22 protein-coding genes and 1 tRNA gene are annotated in these 24064 nt (G+C 36.9%); 13 read left to right on the top strand and 10 right to left on the bottom strand.

What is annotated here, in order from left to right; translation table 11 throughout:
* Nucleotides 1–171 precede the first annotated feature (171 nt).
* A complete protein-coding gene (gene prfC / locus QNJ50_RS13040; protein WP_300635872.1) occupies nucleotides 172–1800 on the bottom strand; it encodes a peptide chain release factor 3 in 1629 nt (542 codons plus the stop codon).
* A gap of 155 nt (nucleotides 1801–1955) precedes the next feature.
* Between prfC and QNJ50_RS13035 the strand changes: the two genes are divergently transcribed.
* The 8 genes from QNJ50_RS13035 to QNJ50_RS13000 all read left to right on the top strand — a co-directional run bounded on the left by QNJ50_RS13035 (nucleotide 1956) and on the right by QNJ50_RS13000 (nucleotide 11029).
* Nucleotides 1956–2297, top strand: coding sequence for a DUF4870 domain-containing protein (locus QNJ50_RS13035; protein ID WP_300635871.1), 342 nt, complete (start codon nucleotides 1956–1958; stop codon nucleotides 2295–2297).
* 879 nt (nucleotides 2298–3176) lie between these two features.
* Nucleotides 3177–4157 (top strand): porphobilinogen synthase, encoded by a 981-nt coding sequence (gene hemB, locus QNJ50_RS13030; protein WP_300635870.1) that lies wholly within the window; start codon nucleotides 3177–3179, stop codon nucleotides 4155–4157.
* Between the two features lie 494 nt (nucleotides 4158–4651).
* Complete coding sequence (locus tag QNJ50_RS13025; RefSeq protein WP_027843056.1) at nucleotides 4652–4969, top strand: helix-turn-helix transcriptional regulator; 318 nt, start codon at nucleotides 4652–4654, stop codon at nucleotides 4967–4969.
* A gap of 825 nt (nucleotides 4970–5794) precedes the next feature.
* The gene (locus tag QNJ50_RS13020) at nucleotides 5795–6778 is read left to right on the top strand and encodes an alpha-ketoacid dehydrogenase subunit beta (RefSeq protein WP_300635869.1); all 984 of its coding nucleotides are present in this window, start codon (nucleotides 5795–5797) and stop codon (nucleotides 6776–6778) included.
* Nucleotides 6779–7133: 355 nt separating this feature from the next.
* Nucleotides 7134–8552, top strand: coding sequence for a protein translocase subunit SecD (gene secD / locus QNJ50_RS13015; RefSeq protein WP_300635868.1), 1419 nt, complete (start codon nucleotides 7134–7136; stop codon nucleotides 8550–8552).
* On the top strand, nucleotides 8552–9502 hold the full coding sequence (gene secF, locus QNJ50_RS13010) for a protein translocase subunit SecF (RefSeq protein ID WP_300635867.1): 951 nt from the start codon (nucleotides 8552–8554) through the stop codon (nucleotides 9500–9502). Before secD ends, secF begins: the two co-directional genes overlap by 1 nt.
* A 519-nt stretch (nucleotides 9503–10021) precedes the next feature.
* Nucleotides 10022–10438, top strand: a complete 417-nt coding sequence (locus tag QNJ50_RS13005) for a hypothetical protein (protein ID WP_300635866.1) — start codon at nucleotides 10022–10024, stop codon at nucleotides 10436–10438.
* Between the two features lie 114 nt (nucleotides 10439–10552).
* Nucleotides 10553–11029: a GNAT family N-acetyltransferase gene (locus QNJ50_RS13000; protein ID WP_300635865.1), complete on the top strand. Its 477-nt coding sequence runs from the start codon at nucleotides 10553–10555 to the stop codon at nucleotides 11027–11029.
* Here QNJ50_RS13000 and QNJ50_RS12995 read toward each other — a convergent pair.
* From QNJ50_RS12995 to QNJ50_RS12970, 6 genes are all read right to left on the bottom strand, one after another.
* Nucleotides 10974–11951 (bottom strand): HAMP domain-containing sensor histidine kinase, encoded by a 978-nt coding sequence (locus QNJ50_RS12995; RefSeq protein WP_300635864.1) that lies wholly within the window; start codon nucleotides 11949–11951, stop codon nucleotides 10974–10976. The genes QNJ50_RS13000 and QNJ50_RS12995 overlap by 56 nt on opposite strands.
* A 247-nt stretch (nucleotides 11952–12198) precedes the next feature.
* On the bottom strand, nucleotides 12199–12789 hold the full coding sequence (locus QNJ50_RS12990) for an L-threonylcarbamoyladenylate synthase (RefSeq protein WP_300635863.1): 591 nt from the start codon (nucleotides 12787–12789) through the stop codon (nucleotides 12199–12201).
* Between the two features lie 417 nt (nucleotides 12790–13206).
* On the bottom strand, nucleotides 13207–14127 hold the full coding sequence (gene prmC / locus QNJ50_RS12985) for a peptide chain release factor N(5)-glutamine methyltransferase (protein WP_300635862.1): 921 nt from the start codon (nucleotides 14125–14127) through the stop codon (nucleotides 13207–13209).
* Nucleotides 14128–14154: 27 nt separating this feature from the next.
* Nucleotides 14155–14964 (bottom strand): Tic22 family protein, encoded by an 810-nt coding sequence (locus tag QNJ50_RS12980; protein ID WP_300635861.1) that lies wholly within the window; start codon nucleotides 14962–14964, stop codon nucleotides 14155–14157.
* Between the two features lie 747 nt (nucleotides 14965–15711).
* A tRNA-Pro gene (locus QNJ50_RS12975) sits at nucleotides 15712–15785 on the bottom strand.
* Nucleotides 15786–16160: 375 nt separating this feature from the next.
* Nucleotides 16161–16688, bottom strand: a complete 528-nt coding sequence (locus QNJ50_RS12970; RefSeq protein ID WP_300635860.1) for a GNAT family N-acetyltransferase — start codon at nucleotides 16686–16688, stop codon at nucleotides 16161–16163.
* Between the two features lie 338 nt (nucleotides 16689–17026).
* Between QNJ50_RS12970 and QNJ50_RS12965 the strand changes: the two genes are divergently transcribed.
* Entirely contained in the window at nucleotides 17027–17746 is a 720-nt protein-coding gene (locus QNJ50_RS12965) for a hypothetical protein (protein WP_300635859.1), read from the top strand.
* Nucleotides 17747–17851: 105 nt separating this feature from the next.
* A complete protein-coding gene (locus tag QNJ50_RS12960) occupies nucleotides 17852–18763 on the top strand; it encodes an alpha/beta hydrolase (RefSeq protein ID WP_300635858.1) in 912 nt (303 codons plus the stop codon).
* A 303-nt stretch (nucleotides 18764–19066) separates the two neighbouring features.
* Here the strand turns inward: QNJ50_RS12960 and tsaD are convergent, their stop codons facing one another.
* Nucleotides 19067–20119, bottom strand: a complete 1053-nt coding sequence (gene tsaD / locus QNJ50_RS12955; RefSeq protein ID WP_300635857.1) for a tRNA (adenosine(37)-N6)-threonylcarbamoyltransferase complex transferase subunit TsaD — start codon at nucleotides 20117–20119, stop codon at nucleotides 19067–19069.
* 178 nt (nucleotides 20120–20297) lie between these two features.
* On the opposite strand from tsaD, the gene QNJ50_RS12950 reads away from it, so the two are divergent.
* The 3 genes from QNJ50_RS12950 (at nucleotide 20298) to QNJ50_RS12940 (ending at nucleotide 21757) form a co-directional block, all read left to right on the top strand.
* Nucleotides 20298–20792: a Photosystem I reaction center subunit III gene (locus tag QNJ50_RS12950; protein ID WP_300635856.1), complete on the top strand. Its 495-nt coding sequence runs from the start codon at nucleotides 20298–20300 to the stop codon at nucleotides 20790–20792.
* A gap of 39 nt (nucleotides 20793–20831) precedes the next feature.
* A complete protein-coding gene (gene psaJ / locus QNJ50_RS12945) occupies nucleotides 20832–20969 on the top strand; it encodes a photosystem I reaction center subunit IX (protein ID WP_072207738.1) in 138 nt (45 codons plus the stop codon).
* Between the two features lie 290 nt (nucleotides 20970–21259).
* Nucleotides 21260–21757 (top strand): photosystem I reaction center subunit XI, encoded by a 498-nt coding sequence (locus QNJ50_RS12940; RefSeq protein WP_300635855.1) that lies wholly within the window; start codon nucleotides 21260–21262, stop codon nucleotides 21755–21757.
* A 751-nt stretch (nucleotides 21758–22508) separates the two neighbouring features.
* On the opposite strand, the gene gmk is transcribed toward QNJ50_RS12940, so the two are convergent.
* Nucleotides 22509–23111 carry a guanylate kinase gene (gene gmk, locus QNJ50_RS12935; RefSeq protein WP_300635893.1) on the bottom strand — a complete coding sequence of 201 codons (603 nt, stop codon included), beginning with the start codon at nucleotides 23109–23111 and terminating at the stop codon, nucleotides 22509–22511.
* A 184-nt stretch (nucleotides 23112–23295) separates the two neighbouring features.
* A complete protein-coding gene (gene remA, locus QNJ50_RS12930; protein WP_027840949.1) occupies nucleotides 23296–23565 on the bottom strand; it encodes an extracellular matrix/biofilm regulator RemA in 270 nt (89 codons plus the stop codon).
* Nucleotides 23566–24064: the final 499 nt, after the last annotated feature.

Here is a 24064-nt window from a genome sequence, read left to right as displayed (position 1 = left end):
TAGTTAACCGAAATTAATTTTTATAATTTGGAAATCATATAATCTGGGAATCATATAATCTGGGAATCATATAATTTGGGAATCAATTCATAGTTTGACAAAAGTGGGCGAAGGTCGCCCCTGATAATTCACCCTTGGTTGTTTGTCCTGAAGAATTTCCTTTAATATTTGTTAAGCCTTAGTGGGCTCTTTCCCAGAAACAACCGGAGCAATATTATTTAATTTTAATTCTGAATGGTCTTGCTGTAATTGCTGACAATTCCACTCATTACGGAACAGTAATACCGGACGTCCCATACTATCTTTTACAGTAGTTGTATTGAATAAACGTCCCACTTTCTCCAAAGCTTCCCAACCACCTTCAACCCAACGGGCGACACTGTAAGGTAATGGTTCTAATCTTGTTTCAATTCCATATTCTTGAAGCAAGCGAAATTGTACTACCTCAAGTTGTAACTGACCGACTGCTGCTAAGATTGGGTCACGCTTAGCTTCATCTACGGAGTACATGATCTGTACTGCTCCTTCTTCTCGCAATTCTGAAACACCCTTCTGAAATTGCTTGAATTTTGAAGGATTGGGGTTGCGAAGTACAGCAAATAACTCAGGCGAAAAATAAGGTATTCCCTCATATTCAAGCTTTTTACCGGTGTATATTGTGTCACCAATTGCAAAAACCCCAGGATTATTTAAACCAATTACATCCCCAGCATAAGCGTACTCAATCGATTCTCTTTCTTGGGCAAATAGTTTTTGCGGTCGGGAAAGACGGACGTTTTTACCAGTACGAGCATGACTTACAGTCATATCTTTCTCAAATTTTCCCGTACACACCCTAATGAATGCTACCCTATCCCGATGTTTTGGATCCATGTTTGCCTGGAGCTTAAACACAAAACCGGAAAAATCTGGGTATGTTGGTGAAATTTCACCTAAGGTACTTTGACGTGCGGTGGGCTTGAGAGCATATTCAAGAAAATACTTTAAAAATAACTCCACCCCAAAATTAGTCATTGCACTTCCAAAGAAAACAGGTGTCATTTTTCCTTGGTGCACTAAATCCAAATCTAGTTCTGGTCCAACACCTTCAATAAGTTCTAATTCATCTTTAAGTTGATAGTAAAGTTCTTCTTCTATCAGTTCTTCTACTCTTGAATCGCCTAATTCTAATACATTTTCTAAAGCTTCACGGCTACCGTGGGCGCTCCTTTCAAATAAATGTATTTGCCTCCCGTTCCGATCAAATACTCCCTTGAAGCGATCGCCCATACCGATCGGCCAATTTACAGCATAGGTCATTAAACCTAATTCTTGCTCGATTTCATCAAGTAGTTCTAAAGGTTCCCTTCCGGGACGATCGAGTTTATTAACAAAAGTAAAGATGGGTATACCCCGCATCTTACAGACTTCAAACAGCTTTCTGGTTTGTGGTTCCAAACCTTTTGCCGCATCAATTAACATTACAGCATTATCTGCGGCTGCCAAAGTCCGATAAGTATCTTCACTAAAATCTTGGTGACCGGGGGTATCAAGTAAATTAATATGGGAATTTTGATACTCAAACTGGAGCACAGTGGAAGTAATAGAAATTCCTCTTTGTTGCTCCATTGCCATCCAGTCAGAAGTTGCTTTGCGTTGGGCTCTTCTCGCCTTTACAGAACCAGCTTCGTGAATTGCTCCTCCGTATAGGAGCAACTTTTCTGTCAGGGTTGTTTTTCCCGCATCAGGGTGGGAAATAATGGCGAAGTTACGGCGTCTGTCTACCTGTTGAGTAAGTTCTGACTCAAGTTCAGTTGACATATTAGTTGACATAATTTGAGTTAAATGTTTATGAGATTTGTTACTTAAATTAAATTAAATTTTCCTACTTAAAGCTGGAGTTTTTATATTAAGACAACAAAGCTCGTGCTAGTGTCTTAATATTGTCAAAAATCAGCTAAAAATCGGAGAATCTAATGTACGACACGGACAGCCGAAGATTTTTATCAGCACTGTGTCATGGCGCTATTTTCTTTAGTTGTTTGGTATTATCAATCGGCGTACCTTTTTTCATCCTGTTTATTAGTAGCGACCCAGTGGTTAAGAATAATGCGAAAGAAGCTATCAATCTCCACTTTAATGTGTGGCTCTATTTCCTGATTATTACACCCTTGGTTTGGGTCACCCTTGGTTTGTTAGGGATACTGTATGGGGTCTGGTTATTTCTCCATTGGGGGCTTACTATTTGGGCATTATTTAATGTTCTAACTCATCCAGATAAACCTTTTCGCTACCCTTTCATTTTCCGTCTTATATAACCTAAAAGCTACATGTTCGAGAGTAGATCAGCTGGTCTCGATCTCAAAATTTGACCAAAAAATTACATTCACCACAAATCGATAATCAATAACTTTCTATTTGCATCCTTGGAAAAGCATTCTAATTTATTAAACTCAACTCATCAATTCAAACAGTAAATTAAAATTTCCAATTCAAAAGGTAAATTCTGCATTTATTACAAGTGGACAGCAAATTAAGTGGCAAGTATCCTGGTGTCAGTAAACAATATTTCCAGATATATTAAGCTCTGAATTGGGATAGAGATTATTTAGTATCAGCAGAAAATTTTTCTGTCATATTTTCTCCTAGCGATAGTTATAAATACTTTTCCAGTCCTTAAAGTAGCTGAATACATTTCCCACATAAGTGTAACGGAATATAAAGATAGGTTTGGAAAACTAACTCCTTAGGCCACACTGATACCTGAGGTATGGAAGTTACCCAAACATGGAAATTTGTTTACTTCTCTGAGGTTAATTTCCTGAGGTTAATTTCCTGAGGCTAATAAACAGTTATTACCTAAGTTTATTTAGACTGGTCATAATTAACTATTCCTAGGAACCACAGCTTCAATCAACAATTCTAGTGGCGATAAATGTACTTGATTGTCGGTAGATTGATGCTTTGTATTCTATTTCGATCAATTTTTTAACATTTTTGCTTAACACTCTGACTGTAAAATACAAAATTGCCCTACAACTCTCGATATAAAAAATTGAGCAGTAGGGCAGAGGCAAGTTAAGCGCTGATTCCAGTCTGTCCGAGTAAAGCGAATTTCTTGCTTTACCATGTGACGCTTTATTTATTGTCCGCTCTAGCTTTTATTGTCCGCTCTAGCTTTTAGTTGATAAAATTTTATGTTTCCAACTCATCGACCTCGTCGCTTGCGTACCAGTTCTTTACTACGCCAGATGGTACGAGAAACTGTAATCACAACAAATGATTTAATATATCCTTTATTTGCAGTTCCAGGAGATAGAATTGCCAAAGAAGTAAAATCTATGCCTGGGGTATATCAGCTATCTGTGGATAAGATAGTTGAAGATGCCAAAGAAGTTTATGACTTAGGTATTCCAGCAATTATTCTGTTTGGCATTCCAGATGAAAAAGATGATGATGCTACCGGTGCATGGCATGATTGTGGAATCGTGCCAAAAGCATCTACTGCAGTTAAAGAAGCAGTACCTGAATTAATAGTTATTGCTGACACTTGTTTGTGTGAGTACACCAGTCACGGTCATTGTGGTTATTTACAAGTTGGAGATCTAAGCGGACGGGTTTTAAATGACCCAACCTTGGAATTATTGAAAAAGACTGCAGTATCTCAAGCTAAATCCGGAGCGGATATCATCGCTCCTTCAGGAATGATGGATGGTTTTGTGCAAGCGATCCGAACCGGTTTAGATGAAGCTGGTTATCAGGATACGCCAATCATGTCCTATGCAGCTAAATATGCATCATCTTATTATGGCCCATTCCGAGATGCAGCTGAATCGGCACCCCAGTTTGGCGATCGCAGAACCTATCAAATGGATCCAGCTAACGCCCGCGAAGCAATTAAAGAAATTGAGTTAGACATTGCTGAAGGTGCGGATATGCTTATGGTCAAACCGGCTTTATCATATATGGATATCATCTGGCGAGTTAAGCAGGCTTGTAATTTACCAGTTGCAGCATATAACGTTTCCGGAGAATACTCCATGATTAAAGCTGCAGCCCTCAATGGCTGGATTGATGAAGAAAGGGTAGTGTTAGAAACTCTAACTAGTTTTAAACGCGCCGGAGCAGATTTAATTTTGACCTACCATGCTAAAGATGCTGCTCGTTGGTTAAGTTAAATCCAGGATAAGTACAACTAAAAAGTAATAATTTTAAATTATCAATCTCTCGAGTGCAGCTGTAACAGGTTTAATTTGACGAGCGATCCAAGTAAGTTGGGTTAGAAGCCGCAAATTATAACTTGTATGGTGGCGAATCGAGAGATTGAACTTGTTTATATAGATAGGGGATCGATAAATTCATATTCACCGGACTATAGGATGTTATTTTCTCCATGTCTTTTATCCATATCTTTTATAAATTACTGATGAGTAATCATAAATGAGAAATGTCTATTTTTTTATTGCCACTGTGAAAATACTATTATCTACAAAGATGATTTTTAAAATTACTATGAAGTTTTCGGTATAATCCGCAATAAATTTGCCAGGAAGTACACTGATGGCTTATAAAATAATATAGTTAAAAAAAAATTGTCGATTGACTATTTTTGTCGATTGAATGACCGATTTAATAAGCCAATTCTGTTGTAATAAAGAGGGAGCAATTAGGTATGGATATGCAAGTCCTGAGAGAACGGGCGGGTCTTAGCCGGACTGAAGTAGCCTTCAGGCTTGCAATAAGCGAAACTAGTGTTCGCAATTGGGAAGCAGGACGTACTGAACCAACCATGACACCTAAGAAGTATTTGGAAGCGATACGTCTGTTTAAATGCACGCCAGAAGAGTTGGCAACGGCAAGTGAAAAGTCTATAAATCAAAGACATAAGCGTAAGCCTGGTAGACCGAGGAGGTATCCAGAAAACGGTGTAAGTCAGTCTCCGGCTATTAGTCAGATGAGTGATTCACCCATTTATACTCCAAATATTTAGTCTTAATTTTTTAGTGCTTCGAACTGATTTTATCTATATATAATTTCAGTTTGTAATGTTTGCTTCCCATTAAGCATGTCTGAACAATTTTAAGTATTGAGAAAAGTAAAAATAGATCAAGCAGTATAAATAGAATCTTAGAGATTACTTATTTATCTGCTTGGTAAGTAAGATAGACGTTTTTTAGCGTCTATTTTTTTTTGATATTAGAATGTAATTAACTGTTATTAATGATGTTTCCAATGCACTGCAAGAAATAAAAATCAAAAATTAATTAATGGGGCAGGTGTAATTGATAAGATAAATAACTAGTGAAAAGATTTGTTTACTATGAACTACTTTTGATGAAGTAATTTTTTCGAGTTCGAAATTTTAACAGTATTCTTACAGTAACTCTTAACTTAACTGTATGATTAAAACTTCAGAAAGTGTAAAGTAGAGCATTTTTACCAAATTTGTTTTAAGTCTGAGTATGGGAAATTTTAGATACATTGCTCAGATTTACAACTATGTTACAAATAGAACTACTTGCATACTTAACAGCAGTGCAAATTTTGTGATAAATTTTTCGTTCAGTAAGTCCTACGACAACCTTGAAACACCAAGATGTAATTTATCCTCCATTCTCTTTCTAAAATAGAACGATAGTGCAATTGGAGTTTCTTCAACTAAGCTAACATCATTAAAGCTTGTTTGATGTGCTAACAACAGCAGGTTACTACTGGTATTTTCAACCTTCGTTGTCTGTATAAAGACATATCGCTGACGATATTTTCAGCAGATGCACGATAAGATTCTAAAACTATAGGGTAAATAAAAGATCTCATGGCTCAAACTATATTCTTTAATGCTCTGCGAGAAGCTATTGATGAGGAAATGGCTCACGATCCAACAGTCTTCGTTCTTGGTGAAGATGTTGGACATTATGGTGGTTCTTATAAAGTAACCAAGGATCTTTATAAAAAGTATGGGGAACTGAGGGTTTTAGATACACCCATTGCTGAAAATAGTTTTACTGGCTTGGCTGTGGGAGCAGCCATCAATGGTCTGCGACCGATAATTGAAGGTATGAATATGGGTTTCTTGCTTCTAGCATTTAACCAAATTGCCAATAATGCTGGAATGCTACGTTATACATCTGGGGGAAACTTTAAAATTCCCATGGTAATTCGTGGTCCTGGTGGTGTAGGAAGACAACTAGGAGCAGAACATTCTCAACGTCTTGAGGCTTACTTCCAAGCAGTACCTGGATTGAAAATTGTTGCTTGTTCTACGCCTTATAATGCTAAGGGTTTATTAAAGTCTGCGATCCGCGATGATAATCCAGTGTTATTTTTCGAACATGTATTACTTTATAACCTTAAAGAAGAACTACCAACGGAAGAGTATTGGTTGCCATTAGATAAAGCAGAAATAGTTAGACCGGGTAAAGATGTTACTATTTTGACTTACTCCCGCATGAGGCATCATACCCTACAAGCATTGAAAACTCTAGAAAAACAAGGCTACGACCCAGAAATTATTGATTTGATATCCCTTAAACCTTTGGACCTAGAAACTATTGGCAATTCTATCCGTAAAACCCATCGAGTTATTATCGTTGAAGAGTGCATGCGAACTGGTGGTATTGGTGCTGAATTAATTGCCTCTATTAACGAACGCTTTTTTGATGAATTGGATGCACCAGTTGTAAGACTTTCTTCCCAAGATATTCCTACTCCTTATAACGGTACTTTGGAAAGATTGACAATCGTACAACCAGAACAAATCGTAGAAGCGGTAGAAAAAATGGTAGCTTTGCGCGTTTAAATTTGGGGACTAACGGCAGGGGATTGGTGACTATAACCAAGTATAAAATAAGACTATTAATAGTTTTATTTCTAATTCCTGACCCCTAATTCCTAATTTCTACATTGTGCCATGGATATTTGGGTGTATTGGGACGCTAACATGCTACGTATGTCTGAGATACACTACCAGTTAAGAGAGTGGGACACCATCTAGGTGCTAGCACAATTCCCCATCCCCAAATTTCAACGGGCAAAACTAAACCCGTTAAACCTGAAAGGATTGCTATGCTTAATTCCGCCAGGATATATTGTTATGCCAATCCCAACTCTTATTTTGAGAAAGCTATGATAACCTTTGTTACAAAATTGAAGGTATGCAAAGACAAAAACCGCTATTAATTTTAATTTTTGTACTAGTCTTTGCCGCTATTGCGGTACTCGTAAATTTTAATGTACCCCTTGGATTAGACTTACGAGGTGGTTCGCAGTTAACAATTCAGGTCAAGACTACTGAGAAAATCACACAGGTTAGCGAACAGGATTTGGAAGCAGTTCAAACAGTTCTGGGAAATCGAGTCAATGGTCTTGGTGTTTCCGAACCGGTAATTCAGTCTGTCGGTAATAACCAAATCTTGATTCAATTACCCGGAGTCGATGACCCCAAATCTGCAGAAAGAGTTCTAGGTACCACAGCACAACTCGAATTTCGACGTGAGAATCCGGAAAAAATCAGACTTTTAACCGTTAGACAGGAAGAACTAAGAGAACTACTAACTAAACAACAAGATTTGCAAAAAAAAGAAGACACAGCCGCAATTGAAGCGAATCAAGCCAAAATTGCTGAGAAACAAAAGCAAATTCTTGAAGAGCAAGAAAAACTGTTTGAGAAAACCGAATTAACCGGTGAATATTTAACAGATGCGATCGAAGAACCACTTCGTGCTGGTGGTGCTTGGGCTGTTGCAATCAGATTTAATAATAGGGGAGGTCAATTATTCGCTGACCTCAGTCGGGAAGCAGCACAAAACTCTACCAGACTCGGAATTTTCCTTGATGATCGATTAATTAGCGCGCCCAGTGTTGGGTCCGAATATAGGGATACTGGAATTACTGGAGGTAGTGCTCAAATTTCTGGTAGCTTCGATTCTAACTCGGCAAAAGAATTAGCACTGCAATTGCGCGGTGGTTCATTACCTTTACCAATTGAAATAGTCGAAAATCGTACTGTTGGCGCTACTTTAGGGCAAGATAGCATTAGAAGTAGTATATTTGCCGGTTTAAGTGGTTTAGCTTTAGTCTTAGTATTTATGGTTCTCTACTACAGACTACCAGGACTGATTGCTAATATTGCTTTAATTATTTACGCTTTACTTACTTGGGCTTGTTTTGCTTTATTAGGTGTAACTCTTACACTACCAGGGATTGCTGGTTTTATCCTTAGTATAGGGATGGCAGTAGATGCTAATGTTTTGATTTTTGAGCGTACTCGGGAAGAACTGCGTTCGGGTAAAAGTCTGTATCGTTCTGTTGAATCTGGTTTTTATCGAGCATTCTCCAGTATTTTAGATAGTAATGTTACTACACTAATTGCTTGTTTGGCGCTGTTTGTTTTGGGTGCAGGTTTTGTTAAAGGTTTTGCTCTTACCCTGGCGATCGGTGTATTAGTCAGTATGTTTACAGCGGTTACTTGTTCTCGGACATTAATGTTCTTGGCAATTACCATACCTTCATTACGGAAACCGGAAATATTTTGTCCCAACATTCCTAGTTCGAAAAAGGCAGAGGTAGCTTGATGAAAATTAGTATAAATAAATCGCGACCACTTTGGTGGGTTATTTCTGCTGTCATTATTATTGCCGGTGTGATGTCAATGGTCATTTCTTGGCAGCAAATTGGTTATCCCTTACGTCCCGGCTTAGATTTTGTTGGTGGTACTAGGTTACAGGTAGAACGAGACTGCAGTAAACCCGAGAATTGCAAACAAGCTGTTGATATCGCTGTCGTTAGGGAAGTTGCAAAAGAACAAGGACTCGCAAATAGCAGTATTCAAATTAGTGGTAAAAATGGTGTCTTAATTCGAAGTAAAACTCTGAATGTTGAAGAACGGAGCAAATTACAAGCTGCTTTAAGTGAAAAAATTGGTGAATTTGACCCCAAGAAAACACAAATAGATACTGTGGGTCCAACTTTAGGGCGACAATTATTTTCTTCTGGGATTAAAGCTCTGTTGGCAGCTTTTACTGGTATTGTAATTTACCTATCCTTTAGATTCCAGCTAGATTATGCTGTATTTGCAATTGTCGCAATATTTCACGATATCTTGATTACAGTTGGGATTTTTTCGATTTTAGGATTGGTTGGAGGTATAGAATTAGATAGCTTATTTATTGTTGCATTGTTAACAATTACGGGCTTCTCGGTCAACGATACCGTAGTGATTTATGACCGAATCCGCGAAACACTGAAAAATGATTCTGGGCGTCCAATTACAGAAATCGTAGATGATGCTGTTAATCAGACTTTACCCAGATCTGTAAATACTACACTAACAACATTACTGCCTTTGTTTGCCATTTTTCTCTTTGGTGGCGAAACTCTGAGAAATTTTTCTTTAGCATTAATTATTGGGTTCGCGATGGGAGCTTATTCTAGTATTTTCATTGCTAGTACTCTCTTAACCTGGTGGCGGGAACGTTATCAACAAGAACCTATTCTAGAAAGTAATCAATCTGTTGATGCTTGAGCTTAATCTTTTATTCGCAGTATTTAGATATTAGCTGGGAGTATTAGGAGGTTCAAAATAATGCTTTTATCCATAAGACTAAACTAAAATTAAACCACAGATAACATGTTTCAATGAATGAGCATGCAGTTATATCCCGGTTTACTTATAAATTGGGATTTAGCCACTTGGAATTATTTTTATAAGTCGGGGATAAAAGCAAATAAGTTTATCTTTAAATTTTTTTTCACAATCATAATAAATACAGAATATCTTTGGATAAAAGAGAAAGGAATCGGTCTAGTACAGGTCAGCAAAAATGAAACAAGCATTTATAAATTCTAAGAGCTAGATAATACAATACTTGTTGACTTCTGTGCAGCGGTACTAGGCTTATTAATACTTTATGGAGCAGAAAGGGTTGGCAAATTAAAATTTGTGAGAATTAACATTGATAAAGCAAAGCAATTATAAATTTGTTCCTCACATTCTGGTTTGAGATCCTAGCCCAAGCATAATTTTCTTCTCTCCTTTATAGATATGGAACAGCAGCCTAAACAAAACTCAATAGATAGTGATGAAATTCTCAATTCCGATCCTACATTTAAGCGACAAGTTCAACGTTTATACGAACTAACTGTCTACAGCAGATGGTTATTAATTGTGATTGTCTGGCTAACAATAGTACCTATTTGTCTGTGGAGTTTACGTATGGAAATTGTACTGTGGAAAGAATATTTTACATTTGCTGCAGTTAGATATGGACTCATATCACATCCATTTGCAGCCTTAGGATTAGCTTTTAGCATTGGAATGATGCTTGCAGTTTTGATCTGGCAAAGTCGTAATATCTTATTTGGTCTTTCCTCTGAGGAAAAAAAGCTTTTGGAAGACAGAGTTTGGCGCATTCGCAAACAAGGCTCAAATCATCCTTTATGGAAGTGGATTTGTGACTAAATATAGATTTTCTTGAGTTTTAATTTTAATTTTAATTAGTTTTAAATTTTTTAAAGATATATTTAGATAAGTACTATATAGTTCTCGCTGAAAGTGCTCATAAAAGGATTTGATATGAAATCTACTCAGATTCGCTTTAGCGATCGCAAATCTGATATTGACCTCGTGCAACTGCAACAATTATTTAATCTTGCAGCTTTCTGGGCAGAAAATCGAAGTATTAGCGATCTGAGTACTGCAATTGCTAATAGTCAGCCAGTGATTAGCGTATGGGACCGAGCAAGAATGATCGGTGCTGCTAGAGCAACTAGCGACGGAATTTACCGAGCTACAATCTGGGATGTTGTGGTTCACCCAGAATATCGTGGTATTGGTTTAGGAAGTAAGTTAGTAGAAACTGTTCTGAGTCATCCTCACATCAGAAAAGTAGAAAGAGTATATTTAATGACTACTCATCAGCAAAACTTCTACGAAAAAATAGGTTTTCAGCAAAATTCTACAACTACAATGGTGCTTTATCAGAATACAGACCAAGCTAATTTTCCGACTCAGCTTCTAGAGGTTCAACTCCAGAATTCGCTCGGGGGATAGATATCTGAATTCTTGTTGAAGTATCTACTTCTTGATGATTTTCAGGTAAAGATATAACTTCTAATTTGCCATTCATAGTTTCCAGTAAATTCTGATTCAGAAGTAATTTCATTCCCGGGGAAGTTCTCCCATCGTTTTCGTTGATGGTCATTACCTTGAGTTCTGAAATGTTAGTAACTTGAGACTGTTGTTTAACAGATGAAATTAATTCTATTGGCTCCCGATCCAGTAATGCATGATTTGGTACATCTAACCATACGTGTATCATGCTGCTGTTATTGGATTTTGCAGCAGAAAGATAAATCTTACCTTCCTCCATATGAGCGATCGTATTTGAAACTAAGTTATTCAAAACTTGACGCAACCAGCTTTTATCTGCAGAAGCATAAATTTCTGGTTGCGGTGATGTAACGATGAAGGGAAAATTACGATTTGCTGCCAGCATGTAATTTAGTTCATAAACTTCTTGAAATAACTTACTGATGGAAACTGGTTGTATATCTAGTTTATTTGCACCATAATCCGCTCTGGCAACTTTCAGGATTTCGTCAAGGAGTTTTAATAATATTAGAGCCCGTTCGTGAGCCTGAGAAATAAACTCTCGCTCTTCCGATGGGCTTTCACATAGGTCTTCTAAAATAAGTTGATGCAAACCTATTAATCCATTGAGAGGCGATCGCAACTCATGGGTAACTCGAGCCAAAAACCCACCCTTAAATTCGCTCATTTCTTGAGCCATTTGATAGGCAAGTTCATTATATTCATCTGCATTATTTATTGTTGATTTAGCCAATAAATCTTTGGAATTAGATAAATTGTGATCCTGAGAAGTTTTCTGATTATTTAAATTTTGAATGAGTTTACTAATACCCAAGCCAAAAATTAATCCTATAAGTAAATATATCCAGTTATTCCAACACATAACCCAATAACTATTAATGAATTAAATGATTATTCTTTTCAGTCTTGAAATAGAAAGCATAAATATTAAAAACTGTAGATATTAAAAATACAGGCACTTTTTAGTGGAGCTTTTTCTATCAAGGCTATTTAATTATAGTCAGTTGCGACCGAAATTTTAATTCCAGTTTTAATTCCAGATTGATAGGTTAATTCTACTCAGATGAAATAATAAAGTCGAATAAATAATACTAAAAATATAAAAATACTTATATATCTAAAATCACAGATCCCTGGCGTAAGATTTTCCAATTTTTCCCATCCCATTTTGCTACTGTAGAGGGCTGACCTGTACCCATCTCTGATTGAAGTGGTATTTCCTCTGGAGATAAAGCAAGTGCTTGAGGAAATTTTGCTGCAATTTCAGCCATTTTTCGCAAAGGCGGTTGACCTGATAAATTTGCGCTAGTGGTTGCTAAGGGTCCAGTTTGTGCAATAATTTTCCGGGCAATTTCACTATCTGGAACTCGGATGCCAATTGTACTCGGATCTGTAGGATTGAGAGATACTGGTATTTTTTTTGATGCTGGAACAACTAAAGTCAATGCTCCAGGCCAGTATTTTTGTGTGACATGATGCCAACTTTCTAGATCGCAATCAGCACTTACATAATCCCAAAGCTGAGAAATATTTGCAGCCATCAAAATCAAAGGTTTTTTAAGATTACGCTGTTTTGCATTAAAGATTAGTGATGAAGAACTTGGGAGTGCTGCCAATGCTGGTACGGTGTCTGTTGGGAAACTAGCTAACTGACCAGAGCGAATACCAGAGACAAGTAAATCAAGAGAAACTAAAGGCATATTTATCAATATAAAAATTATGAGAATATAATCTCAAGGAAATAAATAAGTGTTTATTATTCTAATATATTAATTTTCTAATTATTTAATAGATAATTCCTAGATGTTAAATCATAAGAATCAGCAAGAAAGGAGCATAGTACAGCAATCTATAGCAATCATATTTGATTTTTTTAACGGATAAATCCGGTAACTCGACAAATATTAACGCCAACCCCACATCCTCTGTCGCGTGTCTACAATATTCATTTTTACCTACGGTACGCTTACGCGTTTGGACGCACTACGTGTATGACTAAAGTCACGCTACCGCTAACAGCAAGAGACGTGCAAACATCTTTGATGCGACTAACATGAATGATTTAGGATTGCTATATATTTTATGTTTACAAACTATATTTTTTATTTATAAATTCATTATCGGTAAATCTGCTTTTTATAAGCAACAGCAAAGCGTTCAATCCCAGATAAATCAGTATGAATTTGAATATTTTCATATTCACCTTGAGAAATAAGTATTTCTCGAACTGCATCTGCCTGTCCTGCCATCATTTCGACTAACCATACTCCACCAGGTTTTAAATAAGTAGGGGCAGTTTTAGCCAGGTGAAAAATACAATCCAATCCAGAATCACCACCATCTAAAGCTAAATGGGGTTCGTGTATCGCAACTTCTGGTTGTAATTCAGCAATCGTATCTTTGGGGATATATGGTGGGTTTGATACCATACCACTAAATTCTCCAGAGAATTTTTTTAGTGGTTCCCACCAATAACCTTGATAAAAGTTTATTTGCTTGGTCAAGCCCGCATTAATGGCATTTTTTTGTGCAATTTCTAATGCTGCCATGGAATAATCAACAGCATGAATTGTTGCTTCGGTAAAAGTATCAGCTAACCCTAAAGCAATCGCTCCACTTCCAGTTCCTAAATCTGCCCAATTACCCTTTTGCAGTTGGGAGGATTGTAAAGTAGCATTTACAGCTAAATCAATCAAACATTCTGTTTCTGGTCGGGGAATTAATACTGCTGGAGACACGGCGATGTTAAACTTGCGCCAAGGTGTAGCTCCAGCAATATACTGCACTGGCAAACGCTCTTTAATTCGTTTTTGCCAAAGTTGCTCTAAATCCTCTAAATTGAGCTGCGACTGAATTTGATGCTTATTTTTAAAATTCCCCAAACGGAGCGCTAATTTATCTAAATCAGTGATCTCTTGAAGCAACCAATCAATTTCAACAACTGGAACATCAGCAGTGATCGCAGCACTAATTGCTGCTTTCCGCCATCTCCAAAGCTGTAAACCAGAAATTGTTTGTAATTGCTTATTTGCGCCCATTCTCAATCTTATATTAGAGCTATTATTTTACTTTTTCTTAGCTGGTGCAGCAGCAGGATTAGGTGCTTTTTTATTTTGAGGTAATTTTTGAATGAATTGTCTTGCTTCGGGAGATGGCCAAAAAACAACTTGTTTTAACCACTTATCGTCTTTATCTTGCAAAGTTTTAATTACGTTGTCCACGTCTACTACGTGAATGTCAGCTTTGGGATATTTTGGCTTTACTTGCTGGAGTAATCCTTCAGCATCTTTTTTACTCAAAAATAAAGGAATAAATTCTTCTGTACCACCAGTTTTAGGCTTAATGGAGACGTATCCTTTATCTTGGGCAAATCGAACCAAAAATAGTGGCACACTTCTAATTTGGTCAACTTTTTGTCCATTCGCACGCAATAATTTCATTGCTCCTTGAACTTCCCGCTCCACAGGTTTAAAGGCGAACAATAAACGGTTGGGCTTGCTTTTTGTATCTTGCAACTGCTTATAAATTAAACCCAAAGGTACAGGTGTAACTTGCAGGGAACGAAACATTTGTGCTTTCTTTGGATCCTTTGGCTTGGATTGCTGTAATTGCTGCACAAAAGCTTTAGCTTCCTGTTGACTCATGTACACACCGGTAACAGCTCCACCTGCTGCTTGTCCTTTTTTGCTTTCCAAAGGACGACTTAAAGGAACACCTTCTTTATTAGTAACTAAGAAAACAGGGACTTCATTGAGTTTTTGCGTAATTTCTGTTTCTGAGATTGCCAGTGCTGGGATAATCCCACCTGTAAGAGTTGTTAAAACAGTTCCACCAACTAAACTAAGCGTTGCGCCCCAGCGAACCAATGATTTCATGATTTCTCCTAGCGTTGATATTTCAATTCAGTCAGACAGATGGTCGGATTAGCACAGAACCAAAGAGTTGTAGTTATAGTATCGTCTTTACTAATTGTCTGTGCTTTGTTTATTAATTCATACTCGCCTCACCTTTAACAGCATCGAACTCCAAAATTTAAGTATGGATGCTTGTAGGAATATTTTTGTGACGACACAAGTTGTTGTCACCAAAAAAAGGCGAATAGTTCCCATTCTATTGTCTTTAGCTCAAACCAATGACTTCTTTGACTCTTTTATCGTTCCAATTTTTCTTGCCTAGAACGATTCATTAAATCATGCCTGGGGCATAACTAACAACAGTCACTGTAAAGTTTTGGTTTATTCGTATTGTTGATTCATAAATTTTTAATAATCATATTCATCAACTGTTATGGCATATTAATCATTCATTTATGAATCAGCTCTCAATATAGCAATCATATTTGATTTCCATGAATGATTGAGGATTGCCACAGTATATAATCGTAAAAAAGGTATATTTTACTACTTTTTATGCGTGAAGTAATTGTGACTGTTCGATTTATTAATCAGTAGTAAATTGAACTATTCATACATTAGAGATTAATATTAATTACATTATTAATAACTATTATTTTTAAGATGAACAACCTTGTTTTTTAATTTTTGACCTTCTATTCACAAATAAAAAAGATATCTGGGCATTATTATTTACCTAGATATATTTGAATTTATTATTTGAATGAATCGGGATGACAGGATTTGAACCTGCGGCATCCTGCTCCCAAAGCAGGCGCGCTACCAAGCTGCGCTACATCCCGGAAATTTAATTAATTGCTATGATTCAAAATCAGCAATACTAGAAATTATACCACATAAAATTAAGTTTAGAGCAAAACAAAATTTTTTACTACTTTGCTTATGATAAAATACACTAAAGTACTAGCAAAAGATTATAGTAGTTCACGGGTAAATTTTTCCCACCTGAACTGAATTACAATTGTAAAAATTTATGTAGCTTTTATTAAATTTTTCAGGCAACTCCAGTTACAATGTAGAATTTTTCCAAAAATAAAACTAATTACTACTGAACTTTTAAATTACAATTGAAACTGTTTTCTAAAATCTTTTTAGATAGCCTTGGAAATAATAACATAATAGAAAACAAATTGCAAATATATTGATTTTCAGAATCCTTAATGAGGATACCAAAACATACCCTTTATACCTTCTGGGTCAGGCATGAATCCTAAATTTTGATAAAATCTCACAACATGAGGATCTGCAAATAAAGTAACGTTACTGATTTCTTCACTACGCAACTTTTTCAACATGTATTCCATTAATGCCTTACCAAGTCCCTTTCCTTGAAAATCTGGGTGGACTACAACATCCCAAATGGTGGCATTAAAAGCACGATCAGAAGTAGCACGGGCAAAACCAATTAACCTCCTCTTATTTCCTCGTACTTGCCACATAGTGGTAACGAGAAAGCTATACTCAATTGCTTTTTTTACTTTTCGTAAAGGGCGACGGGACCAACCAACTGCGTCACATAATTCCTCTAGCTCGTACAAGTCAATTTCTCGCCCTGTACTAAAAACTATGTGATCGCCGTTTGGGCTAGATTTATCAATTGTCTCTAAAAAATCTTCACCAAAGGAAGACTCTTTAGTTGTTGCCCCAGCTTCTGAGGTATTGAACCAAGTTTTCCAAAAACCCATGCCAGCGTGGTTCGGGTAACATAACTGAATTGGCTTAAGTATAAAGGCGTTTATATAAGTTTTGAGAGTTTTGAAATTTATCTATATAACTCAGATACTTGAGTTATTTAGGGGAGAGCCCTAGATAAAATTTTGCTCTTCAACTTTTGTACACCAGCCATTCTTAACTTTAGCATTTTGTTGTAATTCCTAAAATAAATTTACCAAAAGCAAAGTCTAGTAGGCATTCCCTATTGATGGATACTGGTTTTACATTACCCCAAGGTCGCACAGAAGACTGAATAGCATATAACATTTTTCTTGGTTGTCACCCGCGTTCAGTGAGTTGAAATTCGACGATGGCTTCTGGTCTCAAAACATCCACTCTGGAACTTCTTAAACGCTTTAATCAAGCGTTTCCACAATTTTACGAGCAGTTTGTTAGCAGTGAAATTCAACTGCAAAATTTGCGTTTAGCATATCGTCTTTATAAAACTAGGCGTGCTGTCATCGAACTTAAATCAGAAGGTAACAAAACTGCTCTGCATTTTGCATACCGTAATCAGTCTTTCCTATTAAGTGACATTTTTGGTGTTTTAGCAGCTTATGGGCTCAATATTCATAGTTTGAGTCTCTACGGTCAAATTAGACCGCCGATGCTGGTTTTTATTAAGCTTTTAGTATCTCGGAGTAGCAAAGCACTCACAGAAAAAACAGCAGATAACGTCACCCGTGCTCTTCGCGAAGCTTTAGGTGGAAGGTTTGAAGTTGAAGAAATGCTAGCAGTAGAATTTAACCTGGATGCAGGGTTAGAACAGGTACAAACAGAGTTCTACGTCGATCCGGTTTTTCATTTACCAGCTTTGGTGGTTGAAGCTGATAATCAACCTGGATTATTTTACAAAGTGATGTACGCTGTTTGGCAAGAAGATTTATTAGTAGTAAATGCTAATTTACTTGTATGGCGTGGACGGACGCGATTAATTCTTTATCTACTTGGACCAAATGAAAGTCCAATCCCAGAATATTTGGGTCATAAAATTGCTGAAGGAGTGCGCACAAGGTTATTGGGGGCATAATAATGCCATTATTTATGGCACAGCTATATTTAAATTTTGAATTGGTTTTATTTCCTTCACCTGAGTATTCAGTCGTACCTTCAACTGTTCGGGTACGATATAAGCATGGCAACTATTGAAATCTTAGACGTTCCACACGCTTACGAGCTAACAGCTCCCACAAATAGTACCTGTACTTTAGTCTTTATCCACGGTTGGCTCAATAGTCGTGGATACTGGAAACCTGTAATTTCTCAACTGTCAAAAGATTTCCAATGTTTGTCTTATGACTTAAGGGGTTTTGGAGAATCTCAAATACAGCAAAAAACAAATTTTAATTTTCCTTTATCAACTTTTAGTCTTGACTCGGCTTCTGAAACAGAATTTGCTGGTACTTTTGATTCTCTTTATACTCCAGATGCATATGCACGGGATTTGGAAAAGCTTTTGGAAAAGTTAGGAATTAATAACGCTTGGTTAATTGGGCATTCTTTAGGAGGTACTATTGCCCTTTGGACTGCAGCGAAAATGCCAGAAATTATTCAAGGTGTAGTTTGCGTTAACGCTGGTGGTGGAATTTATTTGAAAGAAGCTTTCGAACAATTTCGAGCAGCAGGACAAAGATTTTTACAAATACGTCCGCGATGGCTCTCTCAAATACCTTTGATCGATCTATTGTTCGCCAGAGTTGATGTCGTACATCCCTTAGAACGCCAATGGGCGCGCCAGAGGGTGATTGACTTCGTCGTTGCGGATCCAGAAGCAGCTTTAGGGAGTCTTTTGGACTCTACCACCGAAGAAGAAGTAAATATACTGCCAAAATTAGTATCTCAACTTAAACAACCTGTTTACTTCCTTGCTGGTTCCGAGGATAAAGTTATGGAACCGAAGTATGTTCGCCATTTAGCTAGTTTTCACAAATTATTCCAGTCTTGTGGCGATAACGTGATCGAAATTCCTAATTGCGGTCACTTATCGATGTTGGAACAACCAAAAGCTGTTGCCGATCATATTCGTTCACTTGTGACTAAGGATTAATAGTGAAAAATTAATATATCACTATGGCATGGGGTTAGGAAATTTATCAGTTCTAAAACCTGTTATGCATATGCATAAGTTTTTGACTTTTGTTAACGGCTGACGACTTTGTACCATTAAGTATTGTGCAGTTACAAGTCATATTCTTAATTCAGACTTGCGCTTAGCGCCACATCAAACAGGGTACTTTCTTACAACAAAAGAATTTCCAAGATATTTATCTTTGTTCAACTAGCTCCTATTTTTCCTCAGCATTTTTTTATTCAATATACTCAGCTTATTGTCAAAATTTTATTGCCAAAATTATATTTTTGAATCGTATAATTCCATGACTTGGCTCAAGTGCATGCGCGATCGCACTTTCAAATTTAGAGCAGAAGTATGTCCTCTCTGAAAATGATCCGCAGCAGCACAAGCAATCATTGCAGCATTATCCGTACAATATTTCAGTGGAGGAAATATAACTTGAATGTTGTGTGGCGTTGCAGCTTCGGATAAATGATTTCGTAAAGCACTGTTAGCAGCGACGCCACCCCCAACAGCAATCTTGGAAAGACCATAATCTAGAGCACACTTAATAGCCCTTTTTGTTAAACCTTTCGCTACTGTTTCTTGGAAGCTCGCAGCGATATCTGATAATGGCAGTGGATCCCTAATTTCATTTTCCAACTTTTGCACCAATCGCAAAACAGCTGTTTTCAAACCACTAAAGCTAGCATCATAAGGGTGATAGCCACCTTGTGGTAACGAAACTTTTCCCTCGGGTAATTTAAAAGCTTGGGGATTACCTTGTTTCGCTAAGCTGTCAATTACTGGACCACCAGGATATCCCAACTGTAAAAGCCGAGCAACCTTATCAAAAGCTTCTCCTGCGGCATCATCACGAGTTTGCCCTAAACTTTCGTAAACACCACAGTCCTTAACATAAATTAAACTAGTATGTCCTCCAGAAACTAATAGACTTAGAAAAGGCGGCTCCAAGGTCGGATCGCCCAAATAAGTAGCGTAAATATGACCTTCGAGGTGATGGATTCCTAAAAAAGATTTATCGTGTACCATTGCTAAAGTTTTCGCGGCTGTTTGACCAACCAATAGTGCTCCAACTAATCCCGGAGCACAGGTTGTGGCGATAGCATCAATTCGATCCCAACCCAGTTGAGCTTGTTCCAAAGCTTGAGTCACGACCAAGTTAATGTTTTCTAAATGCTGTCGTGAAGCTACTTCCGGTACAACGCCACCATACAATTTGTGTATGGGGATCTGAGAAGCAACTACATTACTATAGACTTGACGATTGTTAACAATTGCAACAGCAGTTTCATCACAACTTGTCTCTATGGCTAGAATATTAGTCATTTTTAAGTAACACCTAGTTAAAATTTGTTTGCAAAGCTTTAAATTTTATTTACTTCAACTTTACTCAGTTTGCTTATCAAGAGTATGATGACTTGCTAGTTAAGTAAAAATAAAATTGTGCAAGCCGCTTCGTTTTGTACAAAAACTTTTGGTTTCGTAATAAAAGGAAACATAATCTATGCAACGATTGTTTGCTCTGATTTTTGCAATTTTTCTGTGGTTTAGTTATGTGCCATCCAGTTTGGCATTAGGAGCTGACCTGGTACCCTGTAGTGAATCTCCTGCTTTCCAGCAAAGAGCAGCCTCTGCTCGTAACACTACAGCCGATCCCAATTCAGGGAAAAAGAGATTTGAGCGTTATTCTCAAGCACTGTGCGGTCCTGAAGGTTTGCCTCACCTAATTGTGGATGGTCGCCTCGAGCGTGCTGGTGATTTTCTAATTCCCAGTTTGTTGTTCCTTTACATCGCTGGTTGGATTGGTTGGGTAGGTCGCGCCTACTTAATTGCTGTTCGTAAAGAATCTAATTCCGAACAAAAAGAAATCCAAATCGATGTTTCTCTAGCGCTTCCATTGATGGCATCTGGCTTTGCTTGGCCTGCTGCTGCTGCTAAAGAACTACTTTCCGGAGAGTTAACAGCTAAAGATTCGGAAATTCCAATTTCACCTCGTTAAGCGAGTGGAAATAATTTTACTTATGAAGGGAGATAAATAATGGATACGCAGAGTAACTTCGTTAAATTCTTATGTACTGCGCCAGTAATAACTACAATTTGGTTATTTATTACTGCAGGAATTTTGATTGAATTCAATCGCTTCTTTCCTGACTTACTTTTTCATCCTCTACCATAAAAGATGATAATATTTAACACAATTAAGGGTGACTAATGCCAATAATTGTGTTAGTTATTAAACCTGAATTAAATTGGTAATTTTCTCTAGTTTGATAGGCTAAAAGTCTTTTCAAAGCTAGTACTCAAGATAATTATTTAACTCGTGATGCTGGCAACAGCTCGCGAGTTTCATCATAATTAGAACAATTAATTAATTTTTCTAAAGTTGCCTAGTAAAAGTTCACTTATATAGAATTATTATTAATATAAAATAATGCCAAAATCTTAAATTAGAGGCGAACACAAAATATGGCACAAGCTGCAAGCGATCCTCGCAATCAAGAGGTTGTTACTGCTGCTGGACGCGATCCGCAACAGGGAAATCTGGAAACTCCAGTAAATAGTTCCCCCATTGTGAAGTGGTATATCAATAACCTACCTGCTTATCGTCCTGGGTTAACACCCTTTCGACGCGGTCTAGAAGTTGGTATGGCTCACGGTTATTTATTGTTTGGACCATTTGCGAAGCTAGGTCCCCTTCGTAATGCTACTAATGCTAATTTGGCTGGTTTGCTTGGAGCTGTTGGACTAGTTGTGATTCTTACTGCTTGTTTATCTTTATATGCAAACAGTAATCCTTCCAAAGCATTGGCAAGTGTTACTGTACCAACTCTTCCAGATGCTTTTACCTCCAAGGAAGGCTGGAACAATTTTGCTAGTGCCTTTTTAGTGGGTGGCATTGGTGGTGCTGTCACAGCTTACTTCTTGACCAGCAATCTCGCATTTTTACAAGGCTTGGTTGGGTAGAAAATAAAAATTTAGTTGGCTGACTAAATAATTTTTATAAGCTATCTAGAGAAAGTTAAAACTGGATAAGTGGTGGGCTTTCCTTGCTGAGAGTCAGAACAAAAAGTTGTCGCAAACTTACACATCATAACAGAGCTTTCAAGACTTTTAATTTTCTCAAACCCTCCTGTTTTAGGGGGGTTTACATAAAAATTTACTTATGTGCCGTAGATATTTTTATAGAAAAAATATCGCTAGATAGAATCTAGCGAAAATTTGTATGTAAACTTAGTAAAAATTATCAATTGTTCAATATTAATTGGTAATTATTTTTTTGATTGGTTCAAAAAATGTGATGTAACAGGTTTGATAATTACATCCTAAATGATTTTGCAAATTATTTTGAGATAATTATGAGCTTTACACCCATTAGCGATCGTCATTATTTAAAAATCAGATCAATGAGATTGTGTCTGGAATAATTTGAGACCGATTATTGTTATTAAAAAATATTCTATTTGAAACTACAGGGGAAAAATAAAATTCACAATCTTTTCCAACATTTCAAAGATAAAAACAAATAGGCAAAGTAAATTTTACCTATATGTTTGAATTCGAGGGCTCCACAATTTATATTTAGTATCTAAAAAAATAAGATACCTTTAAGGGGTTTAATGCGATTCCAAGAGCTTTAAATTATAAAAACTTAACTCTTCTGTGGGTCATCGAAACTACTTAAATGCCTAAAAAATCAAAGTTCAGCAAATAAAAGTTATCCAAATATTGCTTGTTCCAGGGAACAAAGAGCTGTTTCAAAATCATCATTGACAATTTGGATATCAAACTCATCTGCAGCAGTAATTTCGTCCTGAGCTAGTATTAAACGACGAGCGATCGCATCTTCAGAATCCTGATTACGGGATCTTATACGTTTTTCTAGCTCTTCCAAAGAAGGTGGCAAAATAAAAATACTTATAGCCTGAGGAAAGGAAGTACGCACTTGTCGCGCTCCATCTAACTCTATTTCCAGTAAAACTGTTTTGCCAGAATTAACTTTCTCAAGCACGGGTTGGCGGGGAGTACCGTAGTAATTACCCGCAAATTCTGCCCACTCCAAGAATTCTCCGCTAGCAACTAGTTGTTCAAACTTAGTCCGGCTAACAAAGTAATAGTTTATGCCATCAGTCTCCCCAGAACGAGGAGTGCGAGTCGTCGCAGAGACAGAATAATAAAGTTCTGGATGACGCTGGAGCAGGGTTCGCATCAAAGTACCTTTTCCTACTCCACTTGGACCGGTCAAAATCATTAATTTGCCGGGAGATAGATATTGTTCTTTGGTAGTAGCACCACTTTTGATTGATAAAACTTGCATCATCCGCTCAACTTGTGAATCAATCAATAGACATTAGATATTATTCATTAGTTACTTGGTGTTTGTGCGTTGGCAATATCACCATTGACCAATAAAATTAGTAGCCTGTTAAACAGAAGACTATTTTAATTCACATTGCGCTGTTGGTACAGCATAAATGAAAATAAGGTTTGTAACCCATATTTCCTTAGTTATCGACATTTTGATGATGATCACGAGAAATCACGAAGCGGTTTGCTACTGTTTCTGGTTGAATTGCAGAAAGTATTACATGGCTTGAGTCAGTAATAATAACAGCCCTAGTACGACGACCATAAGTAGCATCAATCAGTTGACCTCGATCTCTGGCATCGGTAATAATCCGTTTAATCGGGGCTGACTCTGGACTGACAATGGCAACTACTCGGTTGGCAGAGACGATGTTACCAAAACCGATGTTGATTAACTGAATGTCCATAAAAAAACTGAAGCCAAATGTGTTGTGAGAAGCGATTAATGAGCTATTCTCCATGTTATCCCCAAAAATATACACTTACAACGCTTTTGTTCGGGGTAGATTTTGTTTTCTAAGAAAATGTGCCGATTTTTGCTATTTTTTTGCTCGTTAGGCAGTAATTATTTGCGATCGCACAAACAGTTAAAAAAGATACATTGCAACGTGTATCTTCAGAGCACGACTTATTCAGCAATTCAAGATTATATGGACATAGATTAGAGTGATTTTTTATCCTAGTATTTGCGTAAAATATTAGGTACTTTCTAGATATTTGGCTACAGTGTTGTAAAGAATATTTTCTACGGGTGCAGAAATAAAATCACAGTCACAACAAATTATATTAATTAATGTTATGAAGACATTTTAGTAATTTTTTTTAACAGAAAAATCTTCATAACCAAACAATATTTATATTTGCCATTGTTATATATACCAATTATTTATTTATATATAAAATATG

It is taken from the genome of Mastigocoleus sp. MO_188.B34, assembly GCF_030065675.1.
Classification (GTDB): Bacteria; Cyanobacteriota; Cyanobacteriia; order Cyanobacteriales; family Nostocaceae; genus Mastigocoleus.
Note: the sequence above shows the minus strand (reverse complement) of the source record. Positions and strands in the feature narration are given on the sequence as shown.